The organism is Rheinheimera sp. ATLC3 (assembly GCF_059429535.1).
In genome coordinates this window covers 2,107,749-2,134,380 of sequence record NZ_CM182103.1, presented here as the reverse complement: position 1 = coordinate 2,134,380, position 26,632 = coordinate 2,107,749, and the positions used below count along the sequence as shown (strand labels likewise).

The 26,632-nt window shown below is 51.7% G+C and carries 23 protein-coding genes; 9 read left to right on the top strand and 14 right to left on the bottom strand.

The window, feature by feature from the left end:
- Positions 1–159 precede the first annotated feature (159 nt).
- The 4 genes from AC5SV9_RS09845 to AC5SV9_RS09830 all read left to right on the top strand — a co-directional run bounded on the left by AC5SV9_RS09845 (position 160) and on the right by AC5SV9_RS09830 (position 8,626).
- A complete protein-coding gene (locus AC5SV9_RS09845; protein WP_475152036.1) occupies positions 160–1,146 on the top strand; it encodes an LLM class flavin-dependent oxidoreductase in 987 nt (328 codons plus the stop codon).
- 141 nt (positions 1,147–1,287) lie between these two features.
- Positions 1,288–2,499, top strand: a complete 1,212-nt coding sequence (locus tag AC5SV9_RS09840; protein WP_475152034.1) for an efflux RND transporter periplasmic adaptor subunit — start codon at positions 1,288–1,290, stop codon at positions 2,497–2,499.
- Entirely contained in the window at positions 2,499–5,564 is a 3,066-nt protein-coding gene (locus AC5SV9_RS09835) for a multidrug efflux RND transporter permease subunit (protein WP_475152033.1), read from the top strand. Before AC5SV9_RS09840 ends, AC5SV9_RS09835 begins: the two co-directional genes overlap by 1 nt.
- Complete coding sequence (locus AC5SV9_RS09830) at positions 5,561–8,626, top strand: efflux RND transporter permease subunit (protein WP_475152030.1); 3,066 nt, start codon at positions 5,561–5,563, stop codon at positions 8,624–8,626. Before AC5SV9_RS09835 ends, AC5SV9_RS09830 begins: the two co-directional genes overlap by 4 nt.
- Here the strand turns inward: AC5SV9_RS09830 and cueR are convergent.
- Both cueR and AC5SV9_RS09820 read right to left on the bottom strand, forming a co-directional pair.
- Positions 8,623–9,021, bottom strand: a complete 399-nt coding sequence (gene cueR, locus AC5SV9_RS09825) for a Cu(I)-responsive transcriptional regulator (RefSeq protein WP_475152029.1) — start codon at positions 9,019–9,021, stop codon at positions 8,623–8,625. The two genes, AC5SV9_RS09830 and cueR, sit on opposite strands and share 4 nt — an antisense overlap.
- On the bottom strand, positions 9,018–11,222 hold the full coding sequence (locus AC5SV9_RS09820) for a heavy metal translocating P-type ATPase (RefSeq protein ID WP_475152027.1): 2,205 nt from the start codon (positions 11,220–11,222) through the stop codon (positions 9,018–9,020). Before AC5SV9_RS09820 ends, cueR begins: the two co-directional genes overlap by 4 nt.
- Before the next feature lie 174 nt (positions 11,223–11,396).
- On the opposite strand from AC5SV9_RS09820, the gene AC5SV9_RS09815 reads away from it, so the two are divergent.
- Positions 11,397–12,083: a glutathione S-transferase family protein gene (locus tag AC5SV9_RS09815; protein ID WP_475152025.1), complete on the top strand. Its 687-nt coding sequence runs from the start codon at positions 11,397–11,399 to the stop codon at positions 12,081–12,083.
- Here AC5SV9_RS09815 and AC5SV9_RS09810 read toward each other — a convergent pair.
- A complete protein-coding gene (locus AC5SV9_RS09810; protein ID WP_134053202.1) occupies positions 12,080–12,262 on the bottom strand; it encodes a ribosome alternative rescue factor ArfA in 183 nt (60 codons plus the stop codon). The genes AC5SV9_RS09815 and AC5SV9_RS09810 overlap by 4 nt on opposite strands.
- Positions 12,263–12,422: 160 nt before the next feature.
- On the opposite strand from AC5SV9_RS09810, the gene AC5SV9_RS09805 reads away from it, so the two are divergent.
- The 3 genes from AC5SV9_RS09805 to AC5SV9_RS09795 all read left to right on the top strand — a co-directional run bounded on the left by AC5SV9_RS09805 (position 12,423) and on the right by AC5SV9_RS09795 (position 15,341).
- Positions 12,423–13,154, top strand: a complete 732-nt coding sequence (locus tag AC5SV9_RS09805; protein WP_475152024.1) for a MauE/DoxX family redox-associated membrane protein — start codon at positions 12,423–12,425, stop codon at positions 13,152–13,154.
- Positions 13,155–13,325: 171 nt separating this feature from the next.
- Positions 13,326–14,147: a hypothetical protein gene (locus AC5SV9_RS09800; protein WP_475152022.1), complete on the top strand. Its 822-nt coding sequence runs from the start codon at positions 13,326–13,328 to the stop codon at positions 14,145–14,147.
- A gap of 189 nt (positions 14,148–14,336) precedes the next feature.
- The gene (locus tag AC5SV9_RS09795) at positions 14,337–15,341 is read left to right on the top strand and encodes an alpha/beta fold hydrolase (protein ID WP_475152020.1); all 1,005 of its coding nucleotides are present in this window, start codon (positions 14,337–14,339) and stop codon (positions 15,339–15,341) included.
- A gap of 7 nt (positions 15,342–15,348) precedes the next feature.
- On the opposite strand, the gene ilvA is transcribed toward AC5SV9_RS09795, so the two are convergent.
- From ilvA to ilvG, 4 genes are all read right to left on the bottom strand, one after another.
- Positions 15,349–16,917 (bottom strand): threonine ammonia-lyase, biosynthetic, encoded by a 1,569-nt coding sequence (gene ilvA, locus AC5SV9_RS09790; RefSeq protein ID WP_475152017.1) that lies wholly within the window; start codon positions 16,915–16,917, stop codon positions 15,349–15,351.
- A gap of 151 nt (positions 16,918–17,068) precedes the next feature.
- Positions 17,069–18,919, bottom strand: coding sequence for a dihydroxy-acid dehydratase (gene ilvD / locus AC5SV9_RS09785; RefSeq protein ID WP_475152014.1), 1,851 nt, complete (start codon positions 18,917–18,919; stop codon positions 17,069–17,071).
- Positions 18,920–18,963: 44 nt separating this feature from the next.
- Complete coding sequence (gene ilvM / locus AC5SV9_RS09780; RefSeq protein WP_331924388.1) at positions 18,964–19,218, bottom strand: acetolactate synthase 2 small subunit; 255 nt, start codon at positions 19,216–19,218, stop codon at positions 18,964–18,966.
- Positions 19,215–20,867, bottom strand: a complete 1,653-nt coding sequence (gene ilvG / locus AC5SV9_RS09775) for an acetolactate synthase 2 catalytic subunit (protein WP_475152013.1) — start codon at positions 20,865–20,867, stop codon at positions 19,215–19,217. Before ilvG ends, ilvM begins: the two co-directional genes overlap by 4 nt.
- Before the next feature lie 529 nt (positions 20,868–21,396).
- On the opposite strand from ilvG, the gene AC5SV9_RS09770 reads away from it, so the two are divergent.
- On the top strand, positions 21,397–21,639 hold the full coding sequence (locus AC5SV9_RS09770) for a DUF1289 domain-containing protein (protein ID WP_230818157.1): 243 nt from the start codon (positions 21,397–21,399) through the stop codon (positions 21,637–21,639).
- Between the two features lie 136 nt (positions 21,640–21,775).
- On the opposite strand, the gene AC5SV9_RS09765 is transcribed toward AC5SV9_RS09770, so the two are convergent.
- From AC5SV9_RS09765 to cysC, 7 genes are all read right to left on the bottom strand, one after another.
- A complete protein-coding gene (locus AC5SV9_RS09765; protein ID WP_475152010.1) occupies positions 21,776–22,753 on the bottom strand; it encodes a catalase family peroxidase in 978 nt (325 codons plus the stop codon).
- A 187-nt stretch (positions 22,754–22,940) separates the two neighbouring features.
- Positions 22,941–23,081 carry a GlsB/YeaQ/YmgE family stress response membrane protein gene (locus AC5SV9_RS09760; RefSeq protein WP_475152008.1) on the bottom strand — a complete coding sequence of 47 codons (141 nt, stop codon included), beginning with the start codon at positions 23,079–23,081 and terminating at the stop codon, positions 22,941–22,943.
- Between the two features lie 112 nt (positions 23,082–23,193).
- Positions 23,194–23,940, bottom strand: a complete 747-nt coding sequence (locus AC5SV9_RS09755) for a complement resistance protein TraT (RefSeq protein ID WP_475152006.1) — start codon at positions 23,938–23,940, stop codon at positions 23,194–23,196.
- Between the two features lie 41 nt (positions 23,941–23,981).
- The gene (locus AC5SV9_RS09750; RefSeq protein WP_475152004.1) at positions 23,982–24,326 is read right to left on the bottom strand and encodes a hypothetical protein; all 345 of its coding nucleotides are present in this window, start codon (positions 24,324–24,326) and stop codon (positions 23,982–23,984) included.
- 135 nt (positions 24,327–24,461) lie between these two features.
- The gene (gene rsuA / locus AC5SV9_RS09745; protein ID WP_475152002.1) at positions 24,462–25,166 is read right to left on the bottom strand and encodes a 16S rRNA pseudouridine(516) synthase RsuA; all 705 of its coding nucleotides are present in this window, start codon (positions 25,164–25,166) and stop codon (positions 24,462–24,464) included.
- A 64-nt stretch (positions 25,167–25,230) separates the two neighbouring features.
- Complete coding sequence (cysQ, locus tag AC5SV9_RS09740) at positions 25,231–25,992, bottom strand: 3'(2'),5'-bisphosphate nucleotidase CysQ (RefSeq protein WP_475151999.1); 762 nt, start codon at positions 25,990–25,992, stop codon at positions 25,231–25,233.
- On the bottom strand, positions 25,993–26,607 hold the full coding sequence (gene cysC / locus AC5SV9_RS09735) for an adenylyl-sulfate kinase (RefSeq protein ID WP_475151997.1): 615 nt from the start codon (positions 26,605–26,607) through the stop codon (positions 25,993–25,995). It lies immediately after the preceding gene.
- Positions 26,608–26,632: the final 25 nt, after the last annotated feature.

The window sequence follows — 26,632 nt, the reverse complement described above, 5'->3', positions numbered from 1 at the left end:
TACAGTTCTAAAAGTATTATCTGCAAAGACCTGTTTTTACGGGTCTTTTTTATTTCCGCATCTGTCAATCTTGAAACTGCCCAAGCTGGCCCCCATTGCCTTTATAGTTTTATACCACATGGTAAGTAATTAAACTGTGTACAGCAATGCGGAGAATTCATGATCCCTTTATCTATTCTGGACCTGGCGCCTGTATCAGCGGGCAGCACTGTGGCCGACAGCTTTGCCGCCAGCAAGGCGCTGGCACAACTGGCTGAAACGCTGGGTTACCATCGCTACTGGCTGGCTGAGCACCACAATATGCCAGGCATCGCCAGTGCCGCCACGTCGTTGCTGATTAGTCATTTAGCGGCGGCAACCTCACGTATCCGCTTGGGAGCCGGTGGCATTATGCTGCCGAATCATTCGCCGCTGGTGATTGCCGAGCAGTTTGGCACTCTGGCAACTTTATACCCGAACCGTATCGACTTAGGCTTGGGCAGAGCACCGGGTAGCGACCAGGTAACAGCCCGGGCACTGCGGCGTAATCAGGTTGAAACGGAAGCTCAGTTTCCGGCCGATATCGCCCAATTGCAGCAATATTTTGCTGAGGTACAACCGGGTCAACTGGTACAGGCGGTGCCCGGCCAGGGGCTGCATGTGCCGCTGTGGATTTTAGGCTCCAGCCTGTATGGTGCCCAATTAGCGGCGCAGTTGGGCCTGCCCTATGCATTTGCCTCACATTTTGCTCCCGGCATGATGCAGCAAGCGGCAGAACTGTACCGGCGTGAATTTAAACCTTCGGCTCAGCTGGATAAACCCTATTTAATGCTGGCGCTGAATGTGTTTGCGGCTGACACTACTGCAGAAGCAAAACGCCTGTTCAGCTCGCTGCAGCAGCAGTTTGTTAATCTGGCGCGCGGTACGCCGGGCTTGCTGCCGGCACCGGTCGATAGCATTGACAGCATCTGGCAGCCGCATGAAAAAGCCTATGTGCAAAACGCATTGGCCTGCTCTGTAGTCGGTGAGGCGCAAGCCGTGAAAAAAGGCATTACTGACTTTATTGCCCGCTATCAGCCGGACGAACTGATGCTAACCAGCATGATGCATAACCCTGCTTCAAGGCAACATAGCTACCGGATTGCGGCAGAGCTGATTCATGACTGACAGCAGGCATTCGCCGCTGATATGCAGCCATCTGCCGCGAGTGGCGTAATCTTTACTTAATCTTGACGTTTGCCGTGTTGAGCCCTTACCAAGCCGCCTTTATAGTGTGGGCGACTTATGTTTGGGCTACAGGGAATACAGATGGCGTCGTTAAATAAACCTTTACTGATAGCAGGGCTGGTTATCGCTGCGGCGATAGCGACTTATTGGTTCTGGCCTTCAGCCGAGCAGGCTGCTACGCCTGCTGGCAGACCAATGAACCCCTGGGCTATGCCGGTTCCGGTAAGGGTTGTTTCGGCGCAACCTGCAGACTTACGTGTGCAGGTAAAAACCATTGGTACCGTTACGCCGTTAAATACCGTAGTGGTGCAAAGCCGGGTATCCGGGCCTTTGCAGCAATTGCTGTTTAAAGAGGGCGATAAAGTGGAACAGGGTCAGCTGTTGGCGCAGATTGACCCTGCCGATTATCAGGTACAGCTGGCCCAGGCTCAGGGCCAGCTGGAACAGAATCAGGCGCAGCTGAAAAACGCCAGGCAGGATTTAGCCTTGTATGCCAAGCTGCGTGAGCAAAGCTCCATTTCCGCGCAGCAGTACAATCAGCAGCAGGCATTAGTGGGCCAGCTTGAGGGTACGATTAAAAGCAATGAAGCGCAGATTGATGCAGCCAGGCTGCAGCTGTCTTACACCCGTATTCAGGCGCCGATAAGTGGCCGGTTAGGCTTACGCCGCGTTGATGCCGGTAACCTTATTCAGGCTAATGATAGTGCAGGCCTGGTGACCATTACCCAAAGCTCGCCAATTAATGTGGTGTTTGCTATCCCGGAAAGCCAGCTGACTGCAGTGCGTAATGCCGTTAACCGCGGCGAAAAGCTGACGGTAGAGGCCTGGGACAGAAATGAGCAACAGCTGCTCAGTACCGGCGTGCTGACCACGCTGGATAATCAGATTGATACCGCGACCGGCACCTTAAAAATTAAAGCCGAATTTGCCAACCAGCAGGAAGAACTGTTCCCAAACCAGTTTGTGAATGTGCGGCTGAACATTGCTGTGCGCGAGGGGGTTATCGCTATACCTCAGGATGCGGTGCAGTATGGCTCTGCCGGCACCTATGTTTATGTGATTGAACAGAATAAAGCGCAGATCCGTCAGGTAGAGCTCGGTGCAGCTGATAATGGCAATATCGCTGTCATCAAAGGGCTGGAGCAGGGAACCCAGGTAGTGCTGGAAGGCCTTGACCGGCTGCGGCCTGGCCGGGCAGTAGAAGTCATTACCGAACAAGCCGGCTCAACAGCGGCTGCAACGCCAGATGTCGCGAAGGAAAGACCGGCCCGCCGGCCAAAGAGGTCTGAATAATGAACCTGTCGCGCCCGTTTATTCTGCGCCCGGTGGCGACATCGTTACTGATGTTCGCCATTCTGATTGCCGGAATTCTCAGCTGGCGGTTACTGCCTGTCGCGGCGCTGCCACAGGTAGATTACCCTATTATTCAGGTGTTCAGTTTTAACCCCGGTGCCAGCCCGGACATCATGGCGCGTACCGTTACCGCACCGCTGGAACGGCGGCTGGGGCAAATTCCCGGTTTAAAGCAGATGTCGTCAGCCAGCTCGGCCGGCGCGTCGGTGATTACACTGCAGTTTGCACTGGAAGTCGATATGGGCGTGGCCGAGCAGGAAGTACAGGCCGCCATTAATACCGCATCATCGCTACTGCCATCAGACTTACCGGCGCCGCCGGTGTACCGTAAAGTTAACCCGGCCGATGCGCCTATCCTGACGTTGGCAATAACATCGGATACACTGGCCTTGCCCAAAGTATATGACCTGGTTGACACCCGCATGGCGCAAAAGCTGGCGCAGCTACCGGGTGTGGGTATGGTTAGCCTGGCGGGCGGGCAGCGCCCGGCGATACGGGTGAAAGCCAACCCGGCCGCGCTGGCCAATATGAACCTCAGCCTGGAAAACCTGCGCTCGGCCATAGCGTCGGCTAACACTAACCAGCCTAAAGGCAGTTTTGACGGCCCGTTTCGCTCGACGATGCTCGATGCCAATGATCAAATCCGTGATGTTGCCGAGTACCAAAACCTGATTATTGCCTGGCGCGACAATGCCCCGGTGCGACTGCGTGATGTCGCCAGTGTTGAGCAAGGCGCTGAAGACCGTTTTCTGGCGGCCTGGGCCGATAGCCAACCTGCGGTACTACTAAACATTCAGCGTCAGCCCGGCGCAAATGTGATTGAAGTGGCCGACCGGGTGCAGGCACTCTTGCCGCAGTTAACCGCTACTATGCCGGCAGCAGTGGATGTTGCAGTACTGACTGACCGCACCCACAGTATCCGCGCCTCGGTGCGCGACGTACAAAAAGAGCTGGTATTCGCAATTGGCCTGGTTATTTTGGTGACGTTCGCCTTTTTACGCACTATTCCGGCCACTATTATTCCCAGTCTGGCGGTACCGCTGTCGCTGGTTGGCACCTTTGCCGTGATGCTGCTGCTGGACTTTTCAGTGAATAACTTAACCTTAATGGCGCTGACCATTGCCACCGGTTTCGTGGTAGATGATGCCATCGTGATGCTGGAAAACATTGCCCGCCACCGTGAACAAGGGGCATCGCCGTTAGAGGCCGCATTTAAAGGTGCCAAAGAGATTGGTTTCACACTGATTTCACTCACATTTTCGCTGATTGCAGTACTCATTCCGCTGCTGTTTATGGCCGACGTGGTTGGCCGCCTGTTCTTTGAATTTGCCGTAACGCTGGCGGTGGCTATTTTGATCTCGCTGGTAGTCTCGCTGACATTAACGCCGATGCTGTGTGCGCGCTTACTTACCACCCTGCCTGCGCATGAGACACAAGAAGGCCTGATGGCGCGGATTATTACCAGCTATGGCCGGGCGTTGCAGTGGGTACTGCGCCATCAAACACTGGCGATGGCCGCGATGCTGGGCACCGTAGCCTTAACGGCAGCGCTTTACGTGGCGGTACCAAAAGGCTTTTTTCCGGTGCAGGACAGCGGCGTTATTCAGGTCATTACTGAAGCACCGCAAGATATTTCGTTTGCAGCTATGGCTGAGCGTCAGCAAGAGCTGGCCGCCAATATGCTGACCCATCCGGCGGTCAGCAGTTTATCCTCTTTTATCGGGGTGGATGGCAGTAACAGCAGCATAAACAGTGGCCGTATCCTGCTTAACCTCAAACCGCATGGTGAACGTTCGCAATCGGCGACCGAAATCATCAGCGAACTGGAGCAGCAGGGGCAGGCTATTACGGGTATTAAAGGTTGGTTCCAGGCGGTACAGGAGCTGAGCATTGAAGACCGAGTTAGCCGCACTCAGTACCAATTTACGTTAAGTACGCCCGAGCACGAGGTATTAAGCCAGTGGCTACCTGAGTTGCTCAGTGCACTGCAGCAAAGGCCTGAGTTGTCTGAGGTAGCGCATGACCTGCAATATGAAGGTTTGCAGGCGTACATTGATATTGACCGCACTGCAGCGGCAAGGCTGGGGTTGAATGTGTCGCAAATCAGTTCGGCGCTGCAAAGTGCTTACAGCCAACGGCAGATCTCAACCTTGTTTACCCAGTCGAATCAGTATCGGGTAGTGCTGGAGGTTGACCCGGCACAGGTACAGGGGCTGGATGCGCTGGATAAACTGTATTTAACCAGTAGCAGTGGCGCCACTGTGCCTTTATCGTCTGTCGCCACCGTTAGCCAGCGTCCGGCACGGCTGTTGATTAACCAGCAGGGCCAGTTCCCGGCGGTAACACTGTCATTTAACCTGGCCAGCGGTTATTCACTGGGTGAGGCAGTGGCGGCCATTGAGCAGGTGCAGCAGCAACTGCAATTGCCTGCTGAAGTAGAGCTGAGTTTTCAGGGCGCCGCTGAAGCATTCCGCGCCTCGCTCAGCAATACGTTGTGGCTGGTGCTGGCGGCGATTATTACCATGTATATTGTGCTGGGCATTTTGTACGAAAGCCTGATTCATCCGGTGACGATTTTATCCACCCTGCCATCTGCCACTGTCGGTGCGCTGGCAGCCTTACTGCTGACCGGGCAGCCGCTGGATTTGATTGCTGTTATCGGCATAGTACTGCTGATTGGCCTGGTGAAGAAAAACGGCATTATGATGGTCGACTTTGCACTGGATGCGCAGCGTAATCAGGGCATGGCGCCGCGTGACGCAATCTATCAGGCGGCGCTGATGCGGTTCCGGCCTATTCTGATGACCACTCTGGCCGCTTTATTTGGCGCTATACCGCTGATGCTGGCGTCCGGCTCGGGGGCTGAACTGCGCCAGCCGCTGGGCCTGGTCATGGTGGGTGGTTTGCTGGTTAGTCAGGTACTGACACTGTTTACCACGCCGGTGGTGTATTTATGGTTTGACCGTCTGGTACGCCAGCGCGATACCCAGGCTGTAACAGCATGAACCTGGCGCAACCTTTTATTCAGCGGCCGGTAGCCAGTGGCTTAATTGCCACCGCTATAATGCTGCTGGGGTTACTGAGCTGGCGTTTGCTGCCGGTATCTCCGCTGCCGGCAATTGATTTTCCAATGATAGTGGTTACCGCCAGCTTACCCGGTGCCAGCCCGGAAAGCATGGCCGCCACTGTTGCTACCCCGCTTGAGCGGGCACTGGGTAGTATTTCCGGTATCCGCCGTATCAGCTCGTCCAGTAATCAGGGGGCTACTCAGGTACGGCTGGAATTTGAGCTGGACCGCAATGTAGACGATGCGGCGCGCGAAGTGCAAGCAGCCATTAACGCCGCCCGCGGTCAGTTACCATCGGGCATGCCGGGCAATCCGGTGTACCGTAAGTTTAACCCGTCGCAGGCGCCGATTATGGCACTGGCGCTCAGTTCTTCGCATCTTGCCGGCAGTGTGCTTTACGACAACGCCTCTACCGTGCTGGCACAGAAGCTGTCCCGGATCAGCGGTGTGGGCGAGGTAGAGGTATCCGGCTCGTCGCTGCCGGCCGTGCGGGTGCAGCTAAACCCCGGCATGCTGACACACTATGGCGTGGCGCTGGATGAGGTGCGTAGTGCCATCAGTGCCGTCAATGCCTCTGTGCCTTTGGGTGTACTGGAAAACGATAACCTGCGCTGGCAGCTGGCCACCAGCGAAACGCTGCGCCGGGCGACAGACTATCAGGATCTGGTGGTGAAGTATGTTGATGGTGCAGCCATACGTTTATCTGATGTGGCACTGGTGACAGATTCTACCGAAAACCGCTACAGCTCGGGTTTTCACAACGACAAAGACGCCGTTATTCTGCTGGTTAGCCGCCGCAGCGGTGCCAATATTGTTGAAACCATCGACGCCATTTATCAGCAATTACCGCTGCTGCAGGCATTAAGCCCGGCCGGTGCCGATTTAACCGTAGTGATGGATCGCAGCCCGGTGATCCGTGCAACGCTGGCCGAAGCTCAGCTTAGCCTACTGATCGCTGTGGCGCTGGTGGTGTTGGTGGTGTGGGCATTTTTAGGCAATTTGCGCAGTGCACTTATTCCCAGCCTGGCCATACCGGTGTCGTTGGTCGGTGCTTTTACCGTGATGTACCTATGCGACTTTTCACTGAATAATTTATCGGTAATGGCGCTAATCGTCGCAGCGGGTCTGGTAGTGGATGATGCCATAGTGGTGGTTGAAAATATCCGCCGCCACCTGGAGCGCGGCTTGCCGGTATTGCAGGCAGCAAGACAAGGCGTGGCCGAAGTGGGCTTTACCTTGCTGGCGATGAACCTGGCATTGATAGTGATCTTCCTGTCCATTCTGTTTATGGGCGGGCTGGTCGAACGGCTGTTCCGCGAGTTCTCCATTACGCTGGTAGCGGCGATGGTGATTTCACTGCTGATCTCACTGACACTGACACCCAGTTTGTCAGCGCTGCTGCTAAAAAGCGGCCCGGCGCAGCAAAGTAACGGCATATTCAGTCGCATTAGTGCCGGCTACCGGCGCAGTATTGACTGGGCTTTGCTGCATTACCGCGCACTGTTGGTATTGCTGGTGCTGCTTTTTGCCGCCACCGGTTGGCTGTTCAGCAAGGTGCCGGCAGGGTTACTGCCCGAGCAGGATACCGGCCAATTAAATGGTTTTGTCCGCGGCGATGATGGCGCGTCATACCAGATGATGCAGCCGAAGATAGAAGCCTTTCGCCAGTATGTGCTGCAAGACCCGGCTGTAGCTGACCTTACCGGCTCTGCTGGCGGCAATACCGGTGTCAGTAACTCCTGGATGCGGGTGCGGTTAAAACCCCTGGCCGAACGGCAAATCTCTGCCCGTGAAGTGGTGGACCGGCTGCGTAACAATGCACCTAAAGTGCCGGGCGGCATTTTATTTATGAACGTCGATCAGGATATCCGCCTGTCATCGCCGTTTAGCCGCAGTGACTATGAAGTACAGCTGTTGTCTGATGATTTGCCGCTGCTACGGCAGTGGGGCAAAAAAGTCGGTGAAAAACTGCAGGAAGTGCCGGAGCTGGTTGATGTAAACACGCCGGGCGGCGAAGATGCGCAGCAAATTGAACTGCATATCGACCGTGAAGCTGCGCAGCGCCTGGGTGTTGATATGCGTACTGTCGCTACCTTACTCAACAACGCCTTTTCTCAGCGTCAGGTGGCGACATTATACGACCAGCAAAACCAGTACCGCGTCGTGATGGAATTATTGCCTGGTTACACCGCCCAGCCTGAAGTGCTGCAGCAACTGCAGATTGTTACCGCAGACGGCCAGCAGATACCGCTGTCGGCGATTGCTAGCTATCAATATGGCCTGGCGACTGACCGGGTACAGCACGATGGCCAGTTTGCCTCGGTAAATATCGGCTATGCGCTGGCCGAGGGTGTCACGGTGCAGCAAGCTTCGGCGGCGATTGATCAGGCGTTGGCAGAGCTGATGGTGCCAGGCGCTATTCATGCGATAAGCGGTGAAAATCAGCGTAATGCCATGTTCAGCACAGGCGATCAAACCTGGTTGATTATTGGCGTGATAGTGGCGGTGTATTTACTGCTGGGTGTGCTGTATGAAAGCCTGCTGCAACCGCTGACCATCTTATCGACACTGCCTTGCGCGGCCCTGGGTGCTTTGCTGGCACTGTATCTTACCGGCGGCGATTTTAACCTGATCGCTTTGCTGGGGCTGTTCCTGTTAATCGGTATAGTGATGAAAAATGCTATTTTGCTGGTCGACTTCGCGCTGGCCGCCGAGCGGCAACAGGGGCTATCAGCCCGCGAGGCTGTTGCACTGGCCGCTCAGCAGCGCTTAAGGCCAATTCTGATGACTAACTTTGCCGCTTTGCTTGGCGCTTTGCCACTATTACTGGGCGTAGGCGAAGGTTCAGAGCTGCGCCAGCCATTGGGTATTACCATCGTCGGTGGCTTGCTGGTAAGCCAGTTGCTGACGCTTTACACCACACCCGCGGTGTATGTGTTGATCAGTAAATTGCGTTATAAGCTGGCGGCGAAACAGATAGTACCGGCAGACGCTGCTTAGGGCGCTAGCCGCTGTAATATACTGCAGTACGGTTTGCTGTCGCCAGCGCAACTGCCAGCCAGAGCTGCCAAAGTCTCGCGCATTTGCTTCAGCTCGCTGATTTTGGCATCAATGTCGGCCAGATGTTGCTCTGCCAGCTGCTTAACGCTGCGGCTTTCCCGCGCCGGGTCTTGCCATAATTGCAGTAGTGACTGAATTTCTGCCAGCGAAAACCCCAGCTTACGGGCGCGGGCAATAAAGCCCAGTTGCTGTAATTGCTGGCTGTTATACAGCCGGTAACCGGCGTCGGTACGCGGGGCCTTACTCAGTAAACCATTTTGCTCGTAATGACGGATCATTTTGGCCGACAAACCACTGTGTTTGGCTGCTTCGCCAATGGTTAACAGTGTGCTCATGCTGCCTCCTTATTATCGGTTAGGTAGTGCCTGCGTTGCAGCAACAAGGCGTTGTTGACAACAACTAAGCTGCTGCAGGCCATAGCGGCACCGGCGATGACCGGGTTAAGAAAACCGAATGCCGCCAGCGGAATACCGGTAACGTTAAAAATAAAGGCCCAGAACAGGTTCTGACGAATTTTGCTGTAAGTATCACTGGCCAGCCTTAATGCAGTGTTAACCAGCGCTGGCTCGCTGCGCATCAGTGTTATAGCAGCGGCGCTAACAGCGACATCGGTGCCGCTGGCCATCGCTATGCCCAGGTCAGCCTGTGCCAGCGCGGGTGCATCGTTGATACCATCGCCCACCATGGCCACTTTATAGCCTTGCTGCTGGCACTGTTGTACAAAGCTGGCTTTATCGGCCGGCAGCACTTCTGCCTGCAGCTGATCGGGTTTCAGTACAGCGGCGACGGCTTTAGCACTGGCCTGGCTGTCACCGGTTAACAGCGCCACCTTAATGCCTTGCTGCTGCAGTGTTGATACAGCTGCCTGAGCACTGGCTTTAATTCTGTCGCTAAAGCACAGTAAGCCCAGCAATTCGCTATGCCCGCCCTGCTGTTTTGCCAGCCAGGATACCGAAGCGCCTTCAACCCGGATTAACTCTGTCGGTAATCTCAGCCCCAGCTCCTGCATCCAATGGCTGCTGCCCAGCAGCAGGCGGGTATCGCCAAATTGTGCCTGCACACCTTTACCGGCAACAACCGCAAAATTGCTGACCTCGGGCAGGCTGATGTTTTGCTGCGTTGCTTTGCTCATTACTGCTTTTGCCAGCGGATGTTCGCTATGTTGCTGCAGCGCAGCGGCCAGCTGCAGCAGGTGTTGCTCGCTGCCACTGACGGCGCTGATTTGCACCAGCTGGGGTTTGCCTTCGGTTAAGGTACCGGTTTTATCAAAGATCACGTAGTCAATTTTTGTTGCCTGCTCCAGCGCGATGGCATCTTTTATCAGAATGCCGTGGCGGGCAGCGGTGCCGGTGCCTGCCATAATCGCTGCTGGTGTTGCCAGGCCAAGTGCACAAGGGCAGGCTATTACCAATACCGCCACAGCGTTTAAAATAGCCTGCTGCCAGTTACCGCTTGTCAGCCCCCAGCCTATTAACGTAATTAACGCTATAACCAGCACTACCGGTACAAATACAGCGCTGACTTTATCAACCAGTGCCTGCACCGGTGCTTTAGCGCCCTGCGCCTGCTCAACCAGCTGGATAATATTCGCCAGTACCGACTGGGCACCCACATTGGTTGCCCGCACCTCTAGCACGCCATCAAGGTTGACTGCGCCGCCAATCACTTTGTCACCTGCACTTTTATGTAAAGGCGTGCTTTCGCCGCTTATTAACGCTTCATCGACATGGCTGGCGCCTTGCGTTACCTCACCATCAACAGCGATGCGCTCACCGGGTTTTATCTGCACAATGTCGCCGGTTTTTACCTGCGCGGCACTAACCCATTGCCAGTTATTGTTCTTTTGCACTCTGGCTTTGCTTGGTTTCAGGTTTTCCAGTGCCCGCAGTGCATCGGTGGTACGTCTTTTGGCGCGTTGCTCCAGCCATTTACCCAGCAATACCAGCGTCAGTACAGCGGCACTGCTCTCAAAATACAAATGTAGCGTGCCGTGGTGGGCATTTGCACTAAGCCACAGATACAGTGACAAGCCATAAGCGGCGCTGGTGCCAAGCGCGACCAGTAAGTCCATGTTGCCGGTGCCGGCCTTAACAGCACCCCAGCCGGCTTTGTAAAAGCGGGCGCCAAAGTAAAACTGCACCGGGGTGGCTAACAGCCATTGCCAGAATGCCGGTAGCATCCAGTCAGCAGAAAACAGCATACCCAACATCGGTAGCACCAGTGGTAATGTCAGTAAGGCTGAGCCCAGCACCGGCCACCAATCCTGCTGGTAAAAAGGTTTAGCGCTCGTTGCGCCAGCTTCGTTTGTGGTTTCAGGTTTAGGCTCAACCAGGCGGTAGTGGGAATTGGTTAATGCCTGTTGCAAAATGTGAAAGTCGATATCTGTCAGCAGCTGCAGGCTGACTTGTTCTGTCGCCAGGTTAACATCAGCGCTTAGCACACCCGGTACCGCTGCCAGTGCGTTTTCTACCCGGCCAGCGCAAGATGCGCAGCTCATACCTGTTACATCGTATTGTTGCTGGTGCTTTTGGCTCATACTCAAATTCCTGTTTACTGTTAGCCGGCTGGTACAAGCTTAAAGCTTGCTATTAGGGTAAGGTCAAGCAATAAACTACAACTAAGCTGTAAGGAATAAGTTGTCTGTGCGGTCTTGTGTTTAACCTAACGAATGATGCAATAACCGGCTAAAAGCCAACATTAAGGAGCAGCGATGATCACATTCTACTACCACCCGTCACCTAACCCGGCAAAAGTGGCGCTACTACTGGAAGAAACCGGCCTGGCCTATAAGATGGTGCCGGTAGATACGCGTAAAGGTGAGCAGCACACGGCAGATTTTCTGGCCGTTAACCCTAATGGCAAGACGCCCGCGATTGTTGATGGCGACACGACTGTGTTTGATAGCAATGCCATCTTGTTATATCTGGCAGAGAAAAGCGGCCAGTTTCTGGCAGATAATACGCCACAGCGCCGGGGGGAAATGCTGTCGTGGTTAATGTTTATCGCAACCGGTATTGGCCCTTACACCGGCCAATATGTGCACTTTAATCATTTTGCTCCTGAACCCAAAGCTTACGCGGTTAACCGCTATGAATTTGAAGCCTGGCGGCACTGGAATATTATTGAGCAGCAGTTGGCCAAGCAGCCGTATATGATGGGTGAGCATTATAGCCTGGTCGATATGGCTGTATGGGGCTGGGCACGGGTATTGCCGTTTGCGCTGGGTGAAAACGCTTTTACTAAATTGCCGAATGTAAAACGGTTGCTGGATACCATTAATGCCCGCCCGGCAGCACAGCGCGCTGAAGCACTAAAAACACAGCATCAGTTTAAAACCGAGATGGATGATGACGCCCGCAAAGCGATGTTTCCACAAAATGAGCGCTTAAAAGGTTAGTGGTATACCAAAACAAGAAGGGCGTAATCTTTGGAATTACGCCCTTTTCGGTTATATGAGCCTTTGCCCTTCTTCGCCTTTACCACTCTGGTCTGAAACAGTTTACTGGTAACTAAGGCTTTTACAGCATTATCGCGGATTTCACCGCGGCCATGCTCAGTTGCCGCTGTTTTACTCATCTTTATTACTCCCAGTTAAAAAACGTGCACAGTGTAACGCCCCGCTTTGACCTGAGCAACGGCAATCAGTTCCGGCTGGCTTATCTGAATGGTTACGAAAAGTGACTGTCTATACTGTCGTGATAGCAACAGTCTTTTAATCTTACTGACGGAGGAGCAAATGACGAAGCAAGCCACGCTGTACCGGATGAAAACAGCTGAACATATCTGCCCGTTCGGGCTGAAATCAAAACATCTGCTAAAGCAGCAGGGGTTTGAGGTGTCAGATCATCTGCTGACATCACGAGCACAAACCGATGAATTCAAGCAGCAACATGAGGTAAAAACCACACCGCAAACCTTTATCAAGGGTAAACGCGTTGGCGGTTACGACGACCTGCGCCGTTACTTCGACAAACCGCCTGCCGGGCAACATGGCACCAGCTATACGCCTGTGATCACTATCTTTGCGATGGCTTTTGTCAGTGCGTTGGCACTGGTGTACGGTAGCGACCAAAGCGGCGGTATTATTCAGCTGGCAGAGTTATTTGTCGCCTTTACAATGATCATGCTGGCGATACAAAAACTGCGTGATCTGTATACCTTTTCAAACTCCTTTATTACCTATGATTTGCTGGCAATGAAGGTTATTCCTTATGCCTACGTGTACCCGTTTCTCGAAGCCTATGCCGGTGCCGGCATGATCGCCGGTTTACCGGCCGCGCTGGTGGCTCCGGTCGCTATTTTCATTGGTACAGTCGGCGCGGTATCGGTATTTAAAGCGGTGTATATCGATAAGCGTGAATTGACCTGCGCCTGTGTCGGCGGCGACAGCAAGGTGCCGCTGGGCTTTGTTTCATTGAGTGAAAACCTGATTATGCTGGCCGCCGGCATCTGGATGTTAGCGCGCTAATAAATCTGCTCAAAAATTGAACTCATCTAAAGAGCGACGTTTGTCGAGTCTTGCATTTAATGTCAAACATTAATTCTATATTTTTGATAAAAAATTGATATTTATCTCAAATAATTTAATTTTATTTCCTTATGTGGAAACATCTTGTTTGATTAAAACAAGGAGATAAATATGAAAACTAAGTTGTTATTATCCGTCGCTATTCTTTTCGGAAGCACGGCGTGCTATGCGGTAGAGAATTCATTGCCAGCAAATTGTGAGTATGGCCGTGTTAAACAATATGATGTTTCTGCTTCTAATGTAGTATCTGCAGTGCAAAGCGGATTAGCGTTGTATGGTACTCCCTATAGTCCATCAAGCTGGGCTGAGTTTGCTTATAGTTTGGGGTCACTTTTGAACAGCTTTGATTATCTTAGAATTGAAGCCCCTAGCCATGTTCTACAAGGCGTGCCGTTTAGGGTAAAAGGAAACCTGTTCGACACTTTTGCTTACGTAAATTTTCATAGCTCCGAAAAAGGTTATGTCGGACAAGATAAATCCAGTATAGAAGCAAATGCTTACTACAACACCCAGTTTGATACAACCTACGGCTATGGTCTTACTTGGGTTACTCGAGGTGGAATGTGTTCGGCGCAAGGTGTGTGGGTGCAGAAAAAACCCGATTTCAGTTTGGTCTCACTAACTTACGGGCAAGCTGTAATCAACGTTAATATTGACCAGTATTCAAAAGCTGCTAAAGACCCTAACACAAGGGCAAAGATCAAGTTTCATGGTATGGCGTTAGAAGGAAGTGAGATAGAGCATTACCCTTATTCCTTCGATCAGCAAACTGGCAACATTACTGTAAACTTTGGCTCAGATTATTTCGGTACCGATTTCAGAGTGTACGCCACAATTGATGATGGAACATACACTACGGTTAAGTATTTAGGTAAAGTTACTGGAGGGACTGGTAACCACCTACCATGCCCAACCTGCCATACTGATATCTAAATTCGAAAAGCGCTGCCTGAAAGCAGCGCTTTTTACTCATCAAGTTTGAATTGCTATTTCGTATAGTTTATGTGACTCATCTTAATGATTGATAGGAGTTCAGCTATTTCAGTCTTCGTTTATTCTTGTACCGAGCTATAAACATCGGTACGGTAGGTTGTATCCTCAGACAACTTTTGGGAGTGTGCTGTGAAACTGCCAGTTATTTTGTTCACTTTCTTCGTATTGTTGTGTTCTGCTATGGCCAGCAGCGCTGACGTCAGTTACGGGCCAAGGCTGGAAGGCTTTGATTACTCCTATCCGGTGCAGTATTTCGGCCTGCATAGCCAGCAGCAAAGCCTGGAGATGGCATATCTGGATGTGCCAGCGCAAGAAAGCACTGCCAATGGCAAAACCATAGTGCTAATGCATGGCAAAAACTTCTGTGCCGCTACCTGGGAAGGTAGCATCAAAGCGCTGACCGTGGCTGGCTATCGGGTGATTGCGCCGGACCAGATCGGCTTTTGTAAGTCGAGCAAGCCAAAGCAATATCAGTTTAGCTTTCAGCAACTGGTTGCCAATACCAGAGCCTTGCTGGACAAACTGAACATCAGCACGGTAACTGTGATGGGGCACTCAATGGGTGGCATGTTAGCCAGCCGCTTTGCGTTACAGTATCCCGACGCAACCGAGCAGGTTGTGCTGGTAAACCCCATAGGTCTGGAAGACTGGAAAGCGCTCGGCGTGCCGTTTCGCACGGTGGACGAGTGGTATCAGCGCGAGCTTAAAACCTCGGCTGACGGTATCCGCAACTATCAGCGTAATACCTATTATGCCGGGCAGTGGCGTGATGATTTCGAGCCCTGGGTGCAAATGCAGGCCGGTATGTACCGCGGTGAAGGCCGGGAACAGGTTGCCTGGAATTCGGCACTAACCGCCGACATGATTTTTACCCAGCCTGTGGTATATGAGTTTGGTCAGCTGACTATGCCGGTACTATTGTTGATAGGTGAACAGGATAATACTGCTATCGGCAAAGATGCGGCACCGGCTGAGCTTAAAGCCAAGCTGGGTAATTATGCCAAACTAGGGCCGGCCACCGCTGCGGCGATACCGCACGCAACGTTAATCCGTTTTGAGGATTTGGGGCACTCGCCACATATTCAGGCGCCTGAGCGTTTTCATCAGGCGCTGATACCCGCGCTGATAAAGTAACTGGCAATTATTGCGCAGTCAGAAAGGTTTTATAGGCGCTGTTACTACTAACCTGTTGATACTGATAACCCAGTTTATCAAGATGGCCAGCTATATCATCATGGCTGGCTGCCTCGAACCCGGCCAGCACATCGCCGGTCGCAGCACCGTGGTTGCGGTAGTGAAACAGCGTAATATTCCAGTGCTCGCCAAGCGTGTTGAGAAAATTCATCAATGCGCCCGGGTATTCCGGAAAGTTAAACTGGTACACCTGCTCTTGCAGCTGACGCGGCGGCATACCGCCCACCATATGCCGTACGTGTAGTTTGGCCAGTTCGTCATCGGATAAGTCCTGAAATTGATATCCGGCTTTGCTCAGCAGTTCGGTTACGGTGTTTAGTTCCTGCTGGCCGTGACGCAGTTTAATACCAACAAAGATATGCGCCTTGTTGTCACTGGCATAGCGGTAATTAAACTCGGTAATAGCCCGCCCGCCCAATGTCTGGCAAAAGCGGCGAAAGCTGCCTTTCTCTTCCGGAATGGTAACGGCAAACACGGCTTCTTTTTTCTCACCAAGCTCACAACGTTCTGACACATAACGCAGTGTATCGAAGTTTAAGTTCGCGCCGCTTAGCACTGCTGCCAGTTGCTGTGGTTTACTCAGGGTGCTGTTTTTCAGCTGCTGACTGTATTTTTTTAAACCAGCCAGTGCCAGTGCGCCGGCCGGTTCAGCCACGGCGCGTAAATCGTCAAAGATATCTTTAATTGCCGCACAGATTTCATCACTGGAAACCGTTATCACCTCATCGCAAAAGCGTCTGGCCAGATTGAAGGTTTCAGTGCCGATGCGCTTAACCGCCACGCCATCGGCGAATAAGCCAACGCGTTCCAGTGTTACCGGCTGTCCGGCATCGAGAGCCGCTTTTAAACAGGCCGCGTCTTCGGGTTCTACACCTATTACTTTGACGTTTGGCTGTATGGCTTTGATATACACCGCCATGCCCGCCAGCAAGCCACCGCCACCGACCGGAATAAACACCGTGTTGAGCTGGTTATGCTGACTGAGCAGCTCTTTGGCGACTGTACCCTGGCCGGCGATAACATCACTGTCGTCAAACGGTGGAATATAAATAGCACCTTCGGTATTGGCCAGATTTATAGCGTAGCTGTTAGCTTCATCAAAGGCAGTGCCATGCAGCACGACATTACCGCCCAGCGCTTTTACCGCCGCGACTTTAATTTCCGGCGTGGTTATCGGCATCACGATAGTGGCTTTCAGCCCCAGTTTACTGGCTGAAAGTGCCACCCCCTGGGCATGATTACCGGCGGAAGCACACACCACACTGGCAGTGGGGTTTTGCTGCTGTACTTTATGCAGTTTGTTAAAAGCGCCGCGCAATTTAAACGAATACACCGGCTGCTTGTCTTCGCGCTTTAACAGTACATTATGCCCCAGTCGCTGGCTGAGTTTTGGCATCGCATCCAGCGGGGTTTCGACCGCAGCCTGGTATACCGGCGACAGCAAAATATCGCGCAGATACTGCTGCATCACATCGGTATCTGTTTGCGCTGTGGTTACTGTTGCCAGGTTATTCATTGCTACTCCATTTTGATGCTGCTTACGTTCATGAGAAGACAGGTATCAACTAAGTGGGGCGTCTCCAGCATGGATGCTGGAGAGGAGCCTATAGGGACATATTTACGGCGTCCCTGCGTGTTGTTATCTGATGAAGCCTGCAAAGTAATTATCACTGCTCCAACTTAGATAAGTCACGCACCGCGCCCTTATCGGCACTACTCGCCAATAAGGCGTAGGCTTTCAGCGCCGCACTTACCACGCGCTGGCGGCTCAATGGTTTCCAGCCTTGCTTACCTTTGGCATCCATCGCTGCGCGCCTTGCTGCTAACTCGTCATCGCTAACGGCAATGCCAATTTTGCGATTCGGAATATCAATCTCGATGCGATCGCCTTCTTCAACCAGCGCAATAGCGCCGCCACTGGCTGCTTCCGGCGACACGTGGCCAATAGACAAACCTGAGGTACCACCAGAGAAACGGCCATCGGTGATCAGCGCGCAGCTTTTACCTAAGCCCATCGATTTTAAATAACTGGTTGGGTACAGCATTTCCTGCATGCCGGGCCCGCCTTTAGGGCCTTCGTAGCGGATAATGACCGCATCGCCCGCCACAACTTTGCCTTTTAGGATGGCATCGACGGCATCATCCTGGCTTTCGAAAATACGCGCCCGACCGTTAAACACCAGGCATTCGTCATCAACGCCGGCGGTTTTTACGATGCAGCCATTTGGCGCCAGGTTGCCAAACAGAACCGCTAAGCCGCCGTCCTGCGAGTAAGCATGCGCTTTACTGCGGATACAGCCTTGCTCGCGGTCATCATCCAGTGTCGGGTAACGACAATTCTGCGAAAACGCCTGGGTAGTGCGAATGCCAGCCGGGCCGGCCAGGTACATTTGCTTGGCATCTTCATTGCCGGTAGTTTTGATATCCCATTGTTCCAGCACCGCTGCCAGGCTTGAACCGGCCACATGCGGCACATTCGGGTTTAATAAACCGGCGCGGTTTAGCTCGGCTAAAATACCGATAACGCCACCGGCGCGGTGTACATCTTCCATATGGTACTTTTGTGTTGATGGCGCAACTTTACAAAGATGCGGCACGATGCGCGACAGGCGGTCAATATCGGCCATACCAAAATCAATTTCGGCTTCCTGCGCTGCTGCCAGCAAGTGCAATACGGTGTTGGTGGAGCCGCCCATGGCGATATCCAGCATCATGGCATTTTCAAAAGCGGTTTTATTGGCGATATTGCGCGGCAGTGCGCTTTCGTCGTTTTGCTGATACCAGCGGTTACACAACTGCATTATTCTGAAGCCGGCCTGCACAAACAGCTCTTTCCTGTCGGCATGCGTAGCCAGCAAAGAGCCATTGCCTGGTTGGCCTAAGCCCAACGCTTCAACCAAACAGTTCATTGAATTTGCCGTAAACATGCCGGAGCAGCTGCCACAGGTGGGGCAGGCACTGCGCTCGATTTGTTCACTTTGCGCATCAGTCACTTTGGGGTCGGCTGCTGATACCATGGCATCGACCAGGTCCAGCTTGATAATTTGCTCAGACAATTTGGTTTTACCGGCTTCCATCGGGCCGCCGGAAACAAAAATGACCGGTATATTCAGCCGCATTGCTGCCATCAACATGCCGGGGGTAATTTTGTCGCAGTTGGAGATGCACACCATCGCATCGGCACAGTGGGCGTTAACCATATATTCGACAGAGTCGGCAATCAGCTCGCGCGACGGCAGACTGTACAACATACCGCCGTGACCCATCGCAATACCATCATCAACCGCTATAGTATTGAATTCTTTTGCAATACCGCCTGCCTCGTTGATGCTGTTCGCCACCAGCTTACCCAGATCGCGCAGGTGTACATGGCCGGGCACAAACTCAACGAAAGAGTTCACCACCGCCACTATCGGCTTACCAAAATCGGTATCTTTAACACCGGTGGCTCGCCACAGTGCGCGTGCGCCCGCCATATTGCGGCCTTCGGTAACTGTGGCGGATCTTAACTTTGGCATGGTACTACTCCGTGTGTTTGGTAAATAAAAAGTATAGGGTTAAATCAGGCGCTTAATACCGCCAGCTCACTGCCAGCCAGTTCCAGTTGCACGACGTCATACAATTTATGCAGCTGGCTGGTCAGCAAATGAATAGGCTTATCGCCGCTCACCGTCAGTGTAATGGCCACACTGCGTGCGTCTGAGCGTGGCTTCATCTCTAAACCGGTTAGCTGATAACCGCGATAGCGGGTTACCTGTAATAAACGTTCAACAACGGCCGGGGTATTATTTGCCGTGATATTCAGTACATGGTTCATGCTTTAGCCTCCGTGATCATCTCTTCATTGGCAGCACCCGGCGGTACTAACGGCCAGACGTTGTCTTTATCATCAATGCAAACATGCAGCAAATAGGGGCCAGGCCAGGTGAACATGGCTTCCAGCGCATCTGTTACTTCATCTTTGCGGGTTATGCAGTGGCCCGGAATAGCAAAGGCGGCGGCCAGTGCAACAAAGTCCGGGTTGTCGGATAAATCGGTTTCGCTATAACGCTCGTTAAAAAACAGTTGTTGCCACTGTTTCACCATGCCCAGACGCTGATTGTCGATCACGACAATTTTTACCGGCAGGCGAAAACGTTTTATCGTGGCCAGCTCCTGCACGTTCATCATAAAAGAGCCGTCACCGGTTACCGTGATAACAGTATCCTGCGGACGGGCTAATTTGGCACCGATGGCTGCAGGCAAACCAAAGCCCATAGTGCCCAAACCGCCGCTGGATAAATGATTGCGCGGACTGCTAAAGCGCATATGCTGCGCTACCCACATCTGGTGCTGTCCTACGTCGCAGGCCACCACACTGTTATCCGGCATGCGTTCGCTTAACTGCTTTAACAGTAATGGCGCGTAAATGCGCTCGCCCGGGTGATCGTAACGCCAGCCGTACTGTTGTTTTAGCTGCGCGCAGTGTGCCAGCCAGTCGGCACAATCATTTGTTGTTGTAATAGCGGGTAAAATTTGTTTCATATCACCCAGCAGTGCAACCTGGGCAAAGCGCACTTTATTGATTTCGGCCGGGTCGATATCAACATGTATCACTTTGGCCAATGGGGCGAATTTTTGCAGATTGCCGGTAACCCTGTCATCAAAGCGGGCACCTAAACAGATCAGTAAATCGCATTGCTGCACGGCAAAATTCGCGGCCTGAGTGCCATGCATACCCAACATGCCCAGATAATGGGCGTTATCTTTCGCCACCGAGCCCATGCCCTTCAGCGTGGTTACCGACGGCATGGGATTACTGGCTAAGAACTGTTGCAGCTGGTTCATAGCATCCGCCATATGCACGCCGCCACCGATATAGGCGACAGGTTTTTTCGCTGCGGCAATTAACTTGCGTGCCGCAGCTGCATTGGCTAAAGAGGTTTGAATATTGCTGTTACTTTTGCTGATAGCTTGCAGCTCGGCATCAATGTCAGCCAGTTGCACATCTTTGGGAATATCGACCAGCACCGGCCCTGGGCGGTCAGCCTGTGCAATAGTAAAAGCTTCGTTTAGCGTTGCAGCCAGTTCATCCACACTGCGAACCATAAAGCTGTGTTTGGTTACCGCCAGGCTTAAGCCTAATACGTCGACTTCCTGAAACGCATCGCTGCCCATCACGGCTTGCGACACCTGACCGGTAATGGCTACCACCGGCACTGAATCAAGCATCGCATCGGCCAGTGAGGTGATTAAATTGGTTGCACCCGGGCCAGAGGTGGCCATACAGACACCCACTTTACCAGAGGCACGGGCATAGCCGATGGCGGAGAAGGCGCCACCTTGTTCATGCCGGCACAGGTAGTGCTTGATGCTGCTTTGATACAACGCATCGTAAATCGGCATAATAGCACCGCCAGGGTAACCGAAAACGGTGTCTACCCCGTGTTTTTGCAGCACTTTAAGTACCAATTCTGCGCCTTTCATTTTCTATCCTCTGTATGCTATGCCGCTTTTTTCAAGGCCCGGAAACGACAAAACCCCCGGTCCTTTCGGAGCGGGGGTTTTGTTGGAATTCGCTTGCTAGGCTACTTTTTTTCCAAAACACCGCCCCCGCGGAGATTAATAATCACCACGACCACGAGGACAATAATGTTCAGAACAGCAGCTAAACGCATAATGTGTGTCTTACTTATTTACTTGGTTAAAATTCATTTTAGTTATGTTGATCTGCCAGGCAGATCGAATTGCTATTAGAAATAGCCGTCTATCAGTCCGAAGTCAACAGGTTTTTTGGCTTAGTTAAAAAATAATCAGTTTGGCGAGCAAGATGATTCGCAGAGAACCGGCTCACACTAAGCTGACCGTTGGAGCCCTGGATGGGCGGAAACGAGCCTACAAGGACGTATTTACGGCGTGTCAGCGTGTGTGAGGCGGTTCTTAAGTATACTGCTATTTGCACCTAACGTTTGTCACAACGTACACTTAGGTTATTCGTTAACTTGCGTGGTGGCTTGTGGATCAGTTAGAGCTGTTCGACTTACCCAATCCCTGCATTGGTATTTGCCAAAGCAATAGCCGTGGCTACTGCATGGGGTGTTTGCGTTCGCGGGATGAACGTTTTAACTGGCACCAAAAGCCGGTAGAAGAGCGCGCCCGTATTCTGAAGCTGCTGGCGCAGCGCCGGGCACGGCTTAATGCTAAAACCAAAAAAGACCATGACGCACCACAAAGTGGCGAGTCACTGGATTTGTTTTAACACAATCTATCAGCGCGCGTTAGAACCCCGAGCTGGTCGCCACAGAGTGTCTGAGCCCTGCCGAAGGCTATAGGGCGAGTTGCTGTGGCGAGCCAGAGCGGGCGTTGTAACGATCAGCGCCCTGCCATTAAGACGTTCACTGCCCACTTAGCCTTTTACCAAACGAAATAGCATAAGCTGGTGAGCGCATCCGCAGCACCGGATCATCACTGGCAGTAAAGCCACGGCTTAGTACATTAGGGTCAAAGTTGATATTGTTGCAGCTGGCATCGCCACTGGCCTTAATACGCAAAGTGCCGGCATTTAACGTTGGCCTTGCCGGCCATTGTACCGATGGGTCATTTTCGCTATCGCTGGCCTCGCCCAAGCTGATTATCCAGTCAAACTCGACCATTCCGTCTTTTAAACGTTGGTTCAGTCTGTCGTTGAGGAAGTTTGCATTCTGCTGGGCTATTTCAGCGTTTGTTAATCCTTTGATGCCGTCTTTTGGCTGCAAGTGCCAGCGTATTTTTATATTTTCGCCACTTTTATCTGCCAGATAAAAGGTGTGAATGCCAAAGTATTCCGCCGTAGTATAGCTCCATGGTGGTGGGTTAGCGGCCAGCCACTGCGCCTGTGGTTGGGTGTCAGGGTGGGCAGTACGAAACGCCTGTACTTTCGCCATATCCGGCTTGCCATCTGCGCCCGGTACAGAGGCTTGAAGCAGGCCTAAAAAGTTCTCCGGGTCTTTGGCACCGAAGACCGGAGTGGTTAAGGTGGCGATGTTGTGTTTAGCGCCATCTGGTAAATTAAACTGGGCGGCTAAACCTCGGGGAGCGCGGACATAGTCTGGCACGTTCGGGTTACCGCCGGCCATCGAAAACCGGTAAGTAACGGGTAGCGTAGCGCCGGAAAAAAGCGCCGCATCAAAGCGTGCTGTTGCTTCAGCGCTGGCGGTAAAATCACCTACAGCGCACACGCCTTTGGCATGGCCTTTACGGATACCTTTATGCTCGCCAAATAACTTGGCGAATACTTCGATAAAGTCATTGGGTTGTGCCGGCGCGGTTTGTGCCTGAGCTGTAAAACTAGCGATGATGGCAACCGTCAGGCTGCTAAGGAGAATGCGTAACATAAAAAAATCCTGTATTGAAAGCGTAGTGATTCTGCGCATTGCAGTACATGACAGATGTTTTGGCAAAAATATTTCTGCTGTGGCCGGGCTTAGCCACTTTTTTAATTAGTCCGATTAAAAACAGCAATACCACCCGTGCAGTGGGTTGCGATAACCAGTGAACCGATAAAGCCGTATGACGGCTAAGCTAACAGCCCGAAATAACATACCGCCAACAGAGGGTGCCGACAATACCCACGACCATATTACCCAAAAAGCCAAAGCTGCGGCCTTTCATTATTTTACCGGCCAGCCAGCAATAGCCCCGATAATTAAATATAAAGTTCATTGCAACTCCTTGTCAGGCAAAACCATGAAGTCGCAACATCATATTGAAAAATATAAAAAAGCTGGTTTTTGGCCAGCTTTTGCGTGAACTAAACAACTAAAATAAACTCTTTTTAGAAAAATGAAGCCATTGCATAAGCTGTTTTCTCAAACATTAATGGCTGTGCTTCTGCTAATTCTAAATTTGCTTTATTTGCCGTTGTCACCACGCGGGTTCTATATTCTTTTTGATTTGATGCTTCAGAGTACGTTGTAGTTGTCGCACCATCGTCAGAAATTTTTGCGTTAACCTTGGAGTCTTTACGAACAAGAACGCCCTTTTTCGCGCGTTCTTGAATTTGAATGTCGGCAACCAAAAGGTATGTAACATCTTTAACGAAGGCGTCTGCGGCAGTAGAAATTAAACCACCCACTAAAGCTCCGCCTGCGGCGCCTCTATAGCTTGAACCAGTGGCTACAGCCGCTGTTGCACCAATACCTGCACCAGAAAAACCGCTTTGCAGTGCGCTCTCGGCAGCTGATGGAGACGCTTTTTCTAACTGGCGAACATATACGCTCATTGTGTACTGAGCTTCGTCAGGATTGTCAGTAAATGTATATCCATTCCCACTTTGACCTATTTGTTGGTTTAGAGCTGTACGGAACGAATTACGATCAAACTCCATAACTGCGCTACGGACTTCAAGATAAATTTTTCGTTGTTCTTTAGGCACGGGAGCAACAAAAATTGCGGTACTTAGTTTTGTCTGTACATCTAATTCGCGCTTGCTAATGGATGTATGCACAGCTGCACAGCCTGATAAAATTAACATCGAGAACGCAACAAGTATTAGCGTTGCTTTTTGAAGTGCTTGTATCATTTCAAGTTCCTTTTATTTTTCCTAAATATCGATTTTATTGATTAATAGTAATAGCGGCCATGATAGCGGTAGTAGTATTTACAGTTTCTATACTCTACCCAGCTGTATCGTAAGAGGTCTCGGCAAGTATAACCTGTCCTCCAATAATTCCCTTTGTATTCTTCGGGTTTTATGTTTTGCTTGAGCATGCTTTCTATGTACTTATCGACTTCTTCCGGCTTTTCTGCAAGAAAAGGTTTCGACATTACTTCTGCATTCATCTGCGCCTGCGCCTTCGCTAAATCATCATCATCTGAAGATGCGTTTGCCAAAGAGACTAAAGACGATATTAATAGCGTAGCTAGGAATGCAACAAAGTTTATAGGTTTTGATAGTGTTGACCACATAATTACCTCCATGTAAAATTTATGATTTTTAACAAATTTACAGTTGGTTTCTTTAGTTAAAATGATATTTAAGGATAAATTAACTTTGTAGTCAAACATAAAACGCGCAAAATTGAATATAACTACTTATCTAATTTAGCTTGTGGAATTAACCAAAAAGCGACGCTCTTCTTCGTTTAATTCTCGGTACTCACCTTCAGCCAAATCTTCAGGCAGTTGCAGTTCGCCTATCTTCTCTCGGTGCAGCTGCACCACTTTATTGCCGATAGCAGCAAACATACGTTTTACCTGATGGTAGCGGCCTTCGTGGATAGTCAGTAAGGCTTCGTTCTCGGCAACGATTTCCAGCTCTGCTGGCAGGGTGGCGGTTTTTTCGTTGCGCAGCATCACGCCTTCGGCGAACTGAGCTATTGCTGATGCCGGGATAGGGTCGGCAGTCCAGACGCGATAGGTTTTCGCAACATGATGTTTCGGGCTGCTGATGCGATGCGACCATTGACCGTCGTCGGTGATCAATACCAGACCTGTGGTGTCTAAATCTAGCCGGCCGACGGTATGCAAGCGCTCAATTAGCGGCTCGTCCATTAGCATAAATACCGTGGGGTGATCAGGGTCATCGGTTGAACAGACGTAGCCATCAGGTTTATGCATGATGAAATAACGCAGGCCAATCAGTTGCAGCTGCTCATCGTCAAGGCAGACTGTATCGCTGTCCTTTACCTGTAGCGCGGCCTGTTTTACTTTATCGCCGTTTAACGTCACCAGGCCCTGGCGGATAACTTTACCAGCCTGGCTGCGGGTCAGGCCGGTGCAGTCGCATATAAATTTGTCTAAACGCATAAGTCTTACATCACCTGTAGTTATGCGCTTTAGTGTAACGAATTTTGCCGGTTTAGTCGCTAGCTCAATCTGGCAGGGCAGAAACGATAAAGTTAGGGTTAAGCAGGTTTTCGCGCTGATACACCTGGCGGCTAATACCGTCAAAGCTGACAGTGGCGCCGGCTTCCAGTGCAATAATATGGCCTGCACCTGTGTCCCATTGCATGGTCGGGCCAAAGCGCGGGTAGACATCGGCACTGCCTTCTGCCACTAAACAGAACTTTAATGAACTGCCGACCGGTACCATATCATGCTTAGCAAATTGCGCCAGATAACCGGCTAACTCGGGGCTGGGGTGGCTGCGGCTGCCAACTACCCGCACACTAGAGCCGGGCTTAGCAACCTGTATCGGCTTAGTGGTATCAGCGGTTTTTACAAAGGCGCCTTCACCCTTAGCGGCGAAATAGGTTTTGTTCAGCACGGGGGCGTATATTACGCCCAGCACCGGTTCACCATCTTCGATAAGCGCGATATTAACGGTGAATTCGCCATTACGCTTAATAAACTCTTTGGTGCCATCTAACGGATCAACCAGCCAGTAGCGTTGCCAGGTTTTACGGATATCCCAGCTGATATCAGCGGCTTCCTCTGACAGGATCGGCAGCTTTGGCGTGAGCGCCTGCAATGCGTTGACAATCAGTTGATGTGAGGCCAGATCGGCTGCGGTCAGTGGTGAATTGTCCGCTTTACCGGTGATATTAAATGCTGCGCTATCTTTTTGATAAATATCCAAAATGGCAGCGCCGGCCTGTTCGGCAATGCTAATTACGGCGTTCAGCAAAGTCATTTAACTGATAATCCCTTTTAACGTCAGCAGTTGTAATAGCTGTTTCACGCTATCTTCCAGCGATGTGACAGAGGTGTCCAGTACTAAATCGGCGTGCTCCGGTGCTTCGTAAGGATCAGAAATGCCGGTAAAATGGCTGATTTCACCGGCACGGGCTTTTTTGTACAGGCCTTTAACGTCGCGCTGCTCGCAGATTTCCAGTGGTGTCGAGATATGGACTTCAATAAAGCGCTCAGTCGGGATAAAGCTCTTTACCAGCTCGCGTTGATTACGATACGGCGAAATAAAGGCACTTAATACCAGCAGGCCGGCGTCGACCATCAGGCCTGCCACCGCGCCTACGCGACGCAGGTTTTCGGTTCTGTCCTGCGCACTAAAGCCCAGGTCTGCACATAAGCCATGGCGCACATTGTCGCCATCGAGCAGGTAGGTATGTTTACCCTGCTCTACCAGCGCCTGCTCCAGGGCATTGGCCACAGTTGATTTGCCGGAGCCAGACAGGCCGGTAAACCAAATCACCGCGCTCTTATGGCCGAATAAGGCTTCACGCTGGACAGCATCAGTTGTGTGTTGCTGCCATTTGATATCGTTGTTTTTTAATCCAGTTTTATTCATTGCAATCTTCTTCACTAACAGGTGC

What these genes read in the sequence shown, in the direction of transcription:
- rsuA (WP_475152002.1), bottom strand. Translation starts at nt 25,166, where the DNA reads ATGCGTTTAGACAAATTTATATGCGACTGCACCGGCCTGACCCGCAGC.
- cysC (WP_475151997.1), bottom strand. Translation starts at nt 26,607, where the DNA reads ATGAATAAAACTGGATTAAAAAACAACGATATCAAATGGCAGCAACAC.
- AC5SV9_RS09750 (WP_475152004.1), bottom strand. Translation starts at nt 24,326, where the DNA reads ATGTGGTCAACACTATCAAAACCTATAAACTTTGTTGCATTCCTAGCT.
- cueR (WP_475152029.1), bottom strand. Translation starts at nt 9,021, where the DNA reads ATGAGCACACTGTTAACCATTGGCGAAGCAGCCAAACACAGTGGTTTG.
- ilvG (WP_475152013.1), bottom strand. Translation starts at nt 20,867, where the DNA reads ATGAAAGGCGCAGAATTGGTACTTAAAGTGCTGCAAAAACACGGGGTA.
- AC5SV9_RS09805 (WP_475152024.1), top strand. Translation starts at nt 12,423, where the DNA reads ATGACGAAGCAAGCCACGCTGTACCGGATGAAAACAGCTGAACATATC.
- cysQ (WP_475151999.1), bottom strand. Translation starts at nt 25,992, where the DNA reads ATGACTTTGCTGAACGCCGTAATTAGCATTGCCGAACAGGCCGGCGCT.
- AC5SV9_RS09755 (WP_475152006.1), bottom strand. Translation starts at nt 23,940, where the DNA reads ATGATACAAGCACTTCAAAAAGCAACGCTAATACTTGTTGCGTTCTCG.
- ilvA (WP_475152017.1), bottom strand. Translation starts at nt 16,917, where the DNA reads ATGAATAACCTGGCAACAGTAACCACAGCGCAAACAGATACCGATGTG.
- AC5SV9_RS09835 (WP_475152033.1), top strand. Translation starts at nt 2,499, where the DNA reads ATGAACCTGTCGCGCCCGTTTATTCTGCGCCCGGTGGCGACATCGTTA.
- AC5SV9_RS09800 (WP_475152022.1), top strand. Translation starts at nt 13,326, where the DNA reads ATGAAAACTAAGTTGTTATTATCCGTCGCTATTCTTTTCGGAAGCACG.
- ilvM (WP_331924388.1), bottom strand. Translation starts at nt 19,218, where the DNA reads ATGAACCATGTACTGAATATCACGGCAAATAATACCCCGGCCGTTGTT.
- AC5SV9_RS09765 (WP_475152010.1), bottom strand. Translation starts at nt 22,753, where the DNA reads ATGTTACGCATTCTCCTTAGCAGCCTGACGGTTGCCATCATCGCTAGT.
- AC5SV9_RS09760 (WP_475152008.1), bottom strand. Translation starts at nt 23,081, where the DNA reads ATGAACTTTATATTTAATTATCGGGGCTATTGCTGGCTGGCCGGTAAA.
- ilvD (WP_475152014.1), bottom strand. Translation starts at nt 18,919, where the DNA reads ATGCCAAAGTTAAGATCCGCCACAGTTACCGAAGGCCGCAATATGGCG.
- AC5SV9_RS09820 (WP_475152027.1), bottom strand. Translation starts at nt 11,222, where the DNA reads ATGAGCCAAAAGCACCAGCAACAATACGATGTAACAGGTATGAGCTGC.
- AC5SV9_RS09815 (WP_475152025.1), top strand. Translation starts at nt 11,397, where the DNA reads ATGATCACATTCTACTACCACCCGTCACCTAACCCGGCAAAAGTGGCG.
- AC5SV9_RS09810 (WP_134053202.1), bottom strand. Translation starts at nt 12,262, where the DNA reads ATGAGTAAAACAGCGGCAACTGAGCATGGCCGCGGTGAAATCCGCGAT.
- AC5SV9_RS09830 (WP_475152030.1), top strand. Translation starts at nt 5,561, where the DNA reads ATGAACCTGGCGCAACCTTTTATTCAGCGGCCGGTAGCCAGTGGCTTA.
- AC5SV9_RS09840 (WP_475152034.1), top strand. Translation starts at nt 1,288, where the DNA reads ATGGCGTCGTTAAATAAACCTTTACTGATAGCAGGGCTGGTTATCGCT.
- AC5SV9_RS09845 (WP_475152036.1), top strand. Translation starts at nt 160, where the DNA reads ATGATCCCTTTATCTATTCTGGACCTGGCGCCTGTATCAGCGGGCAGC.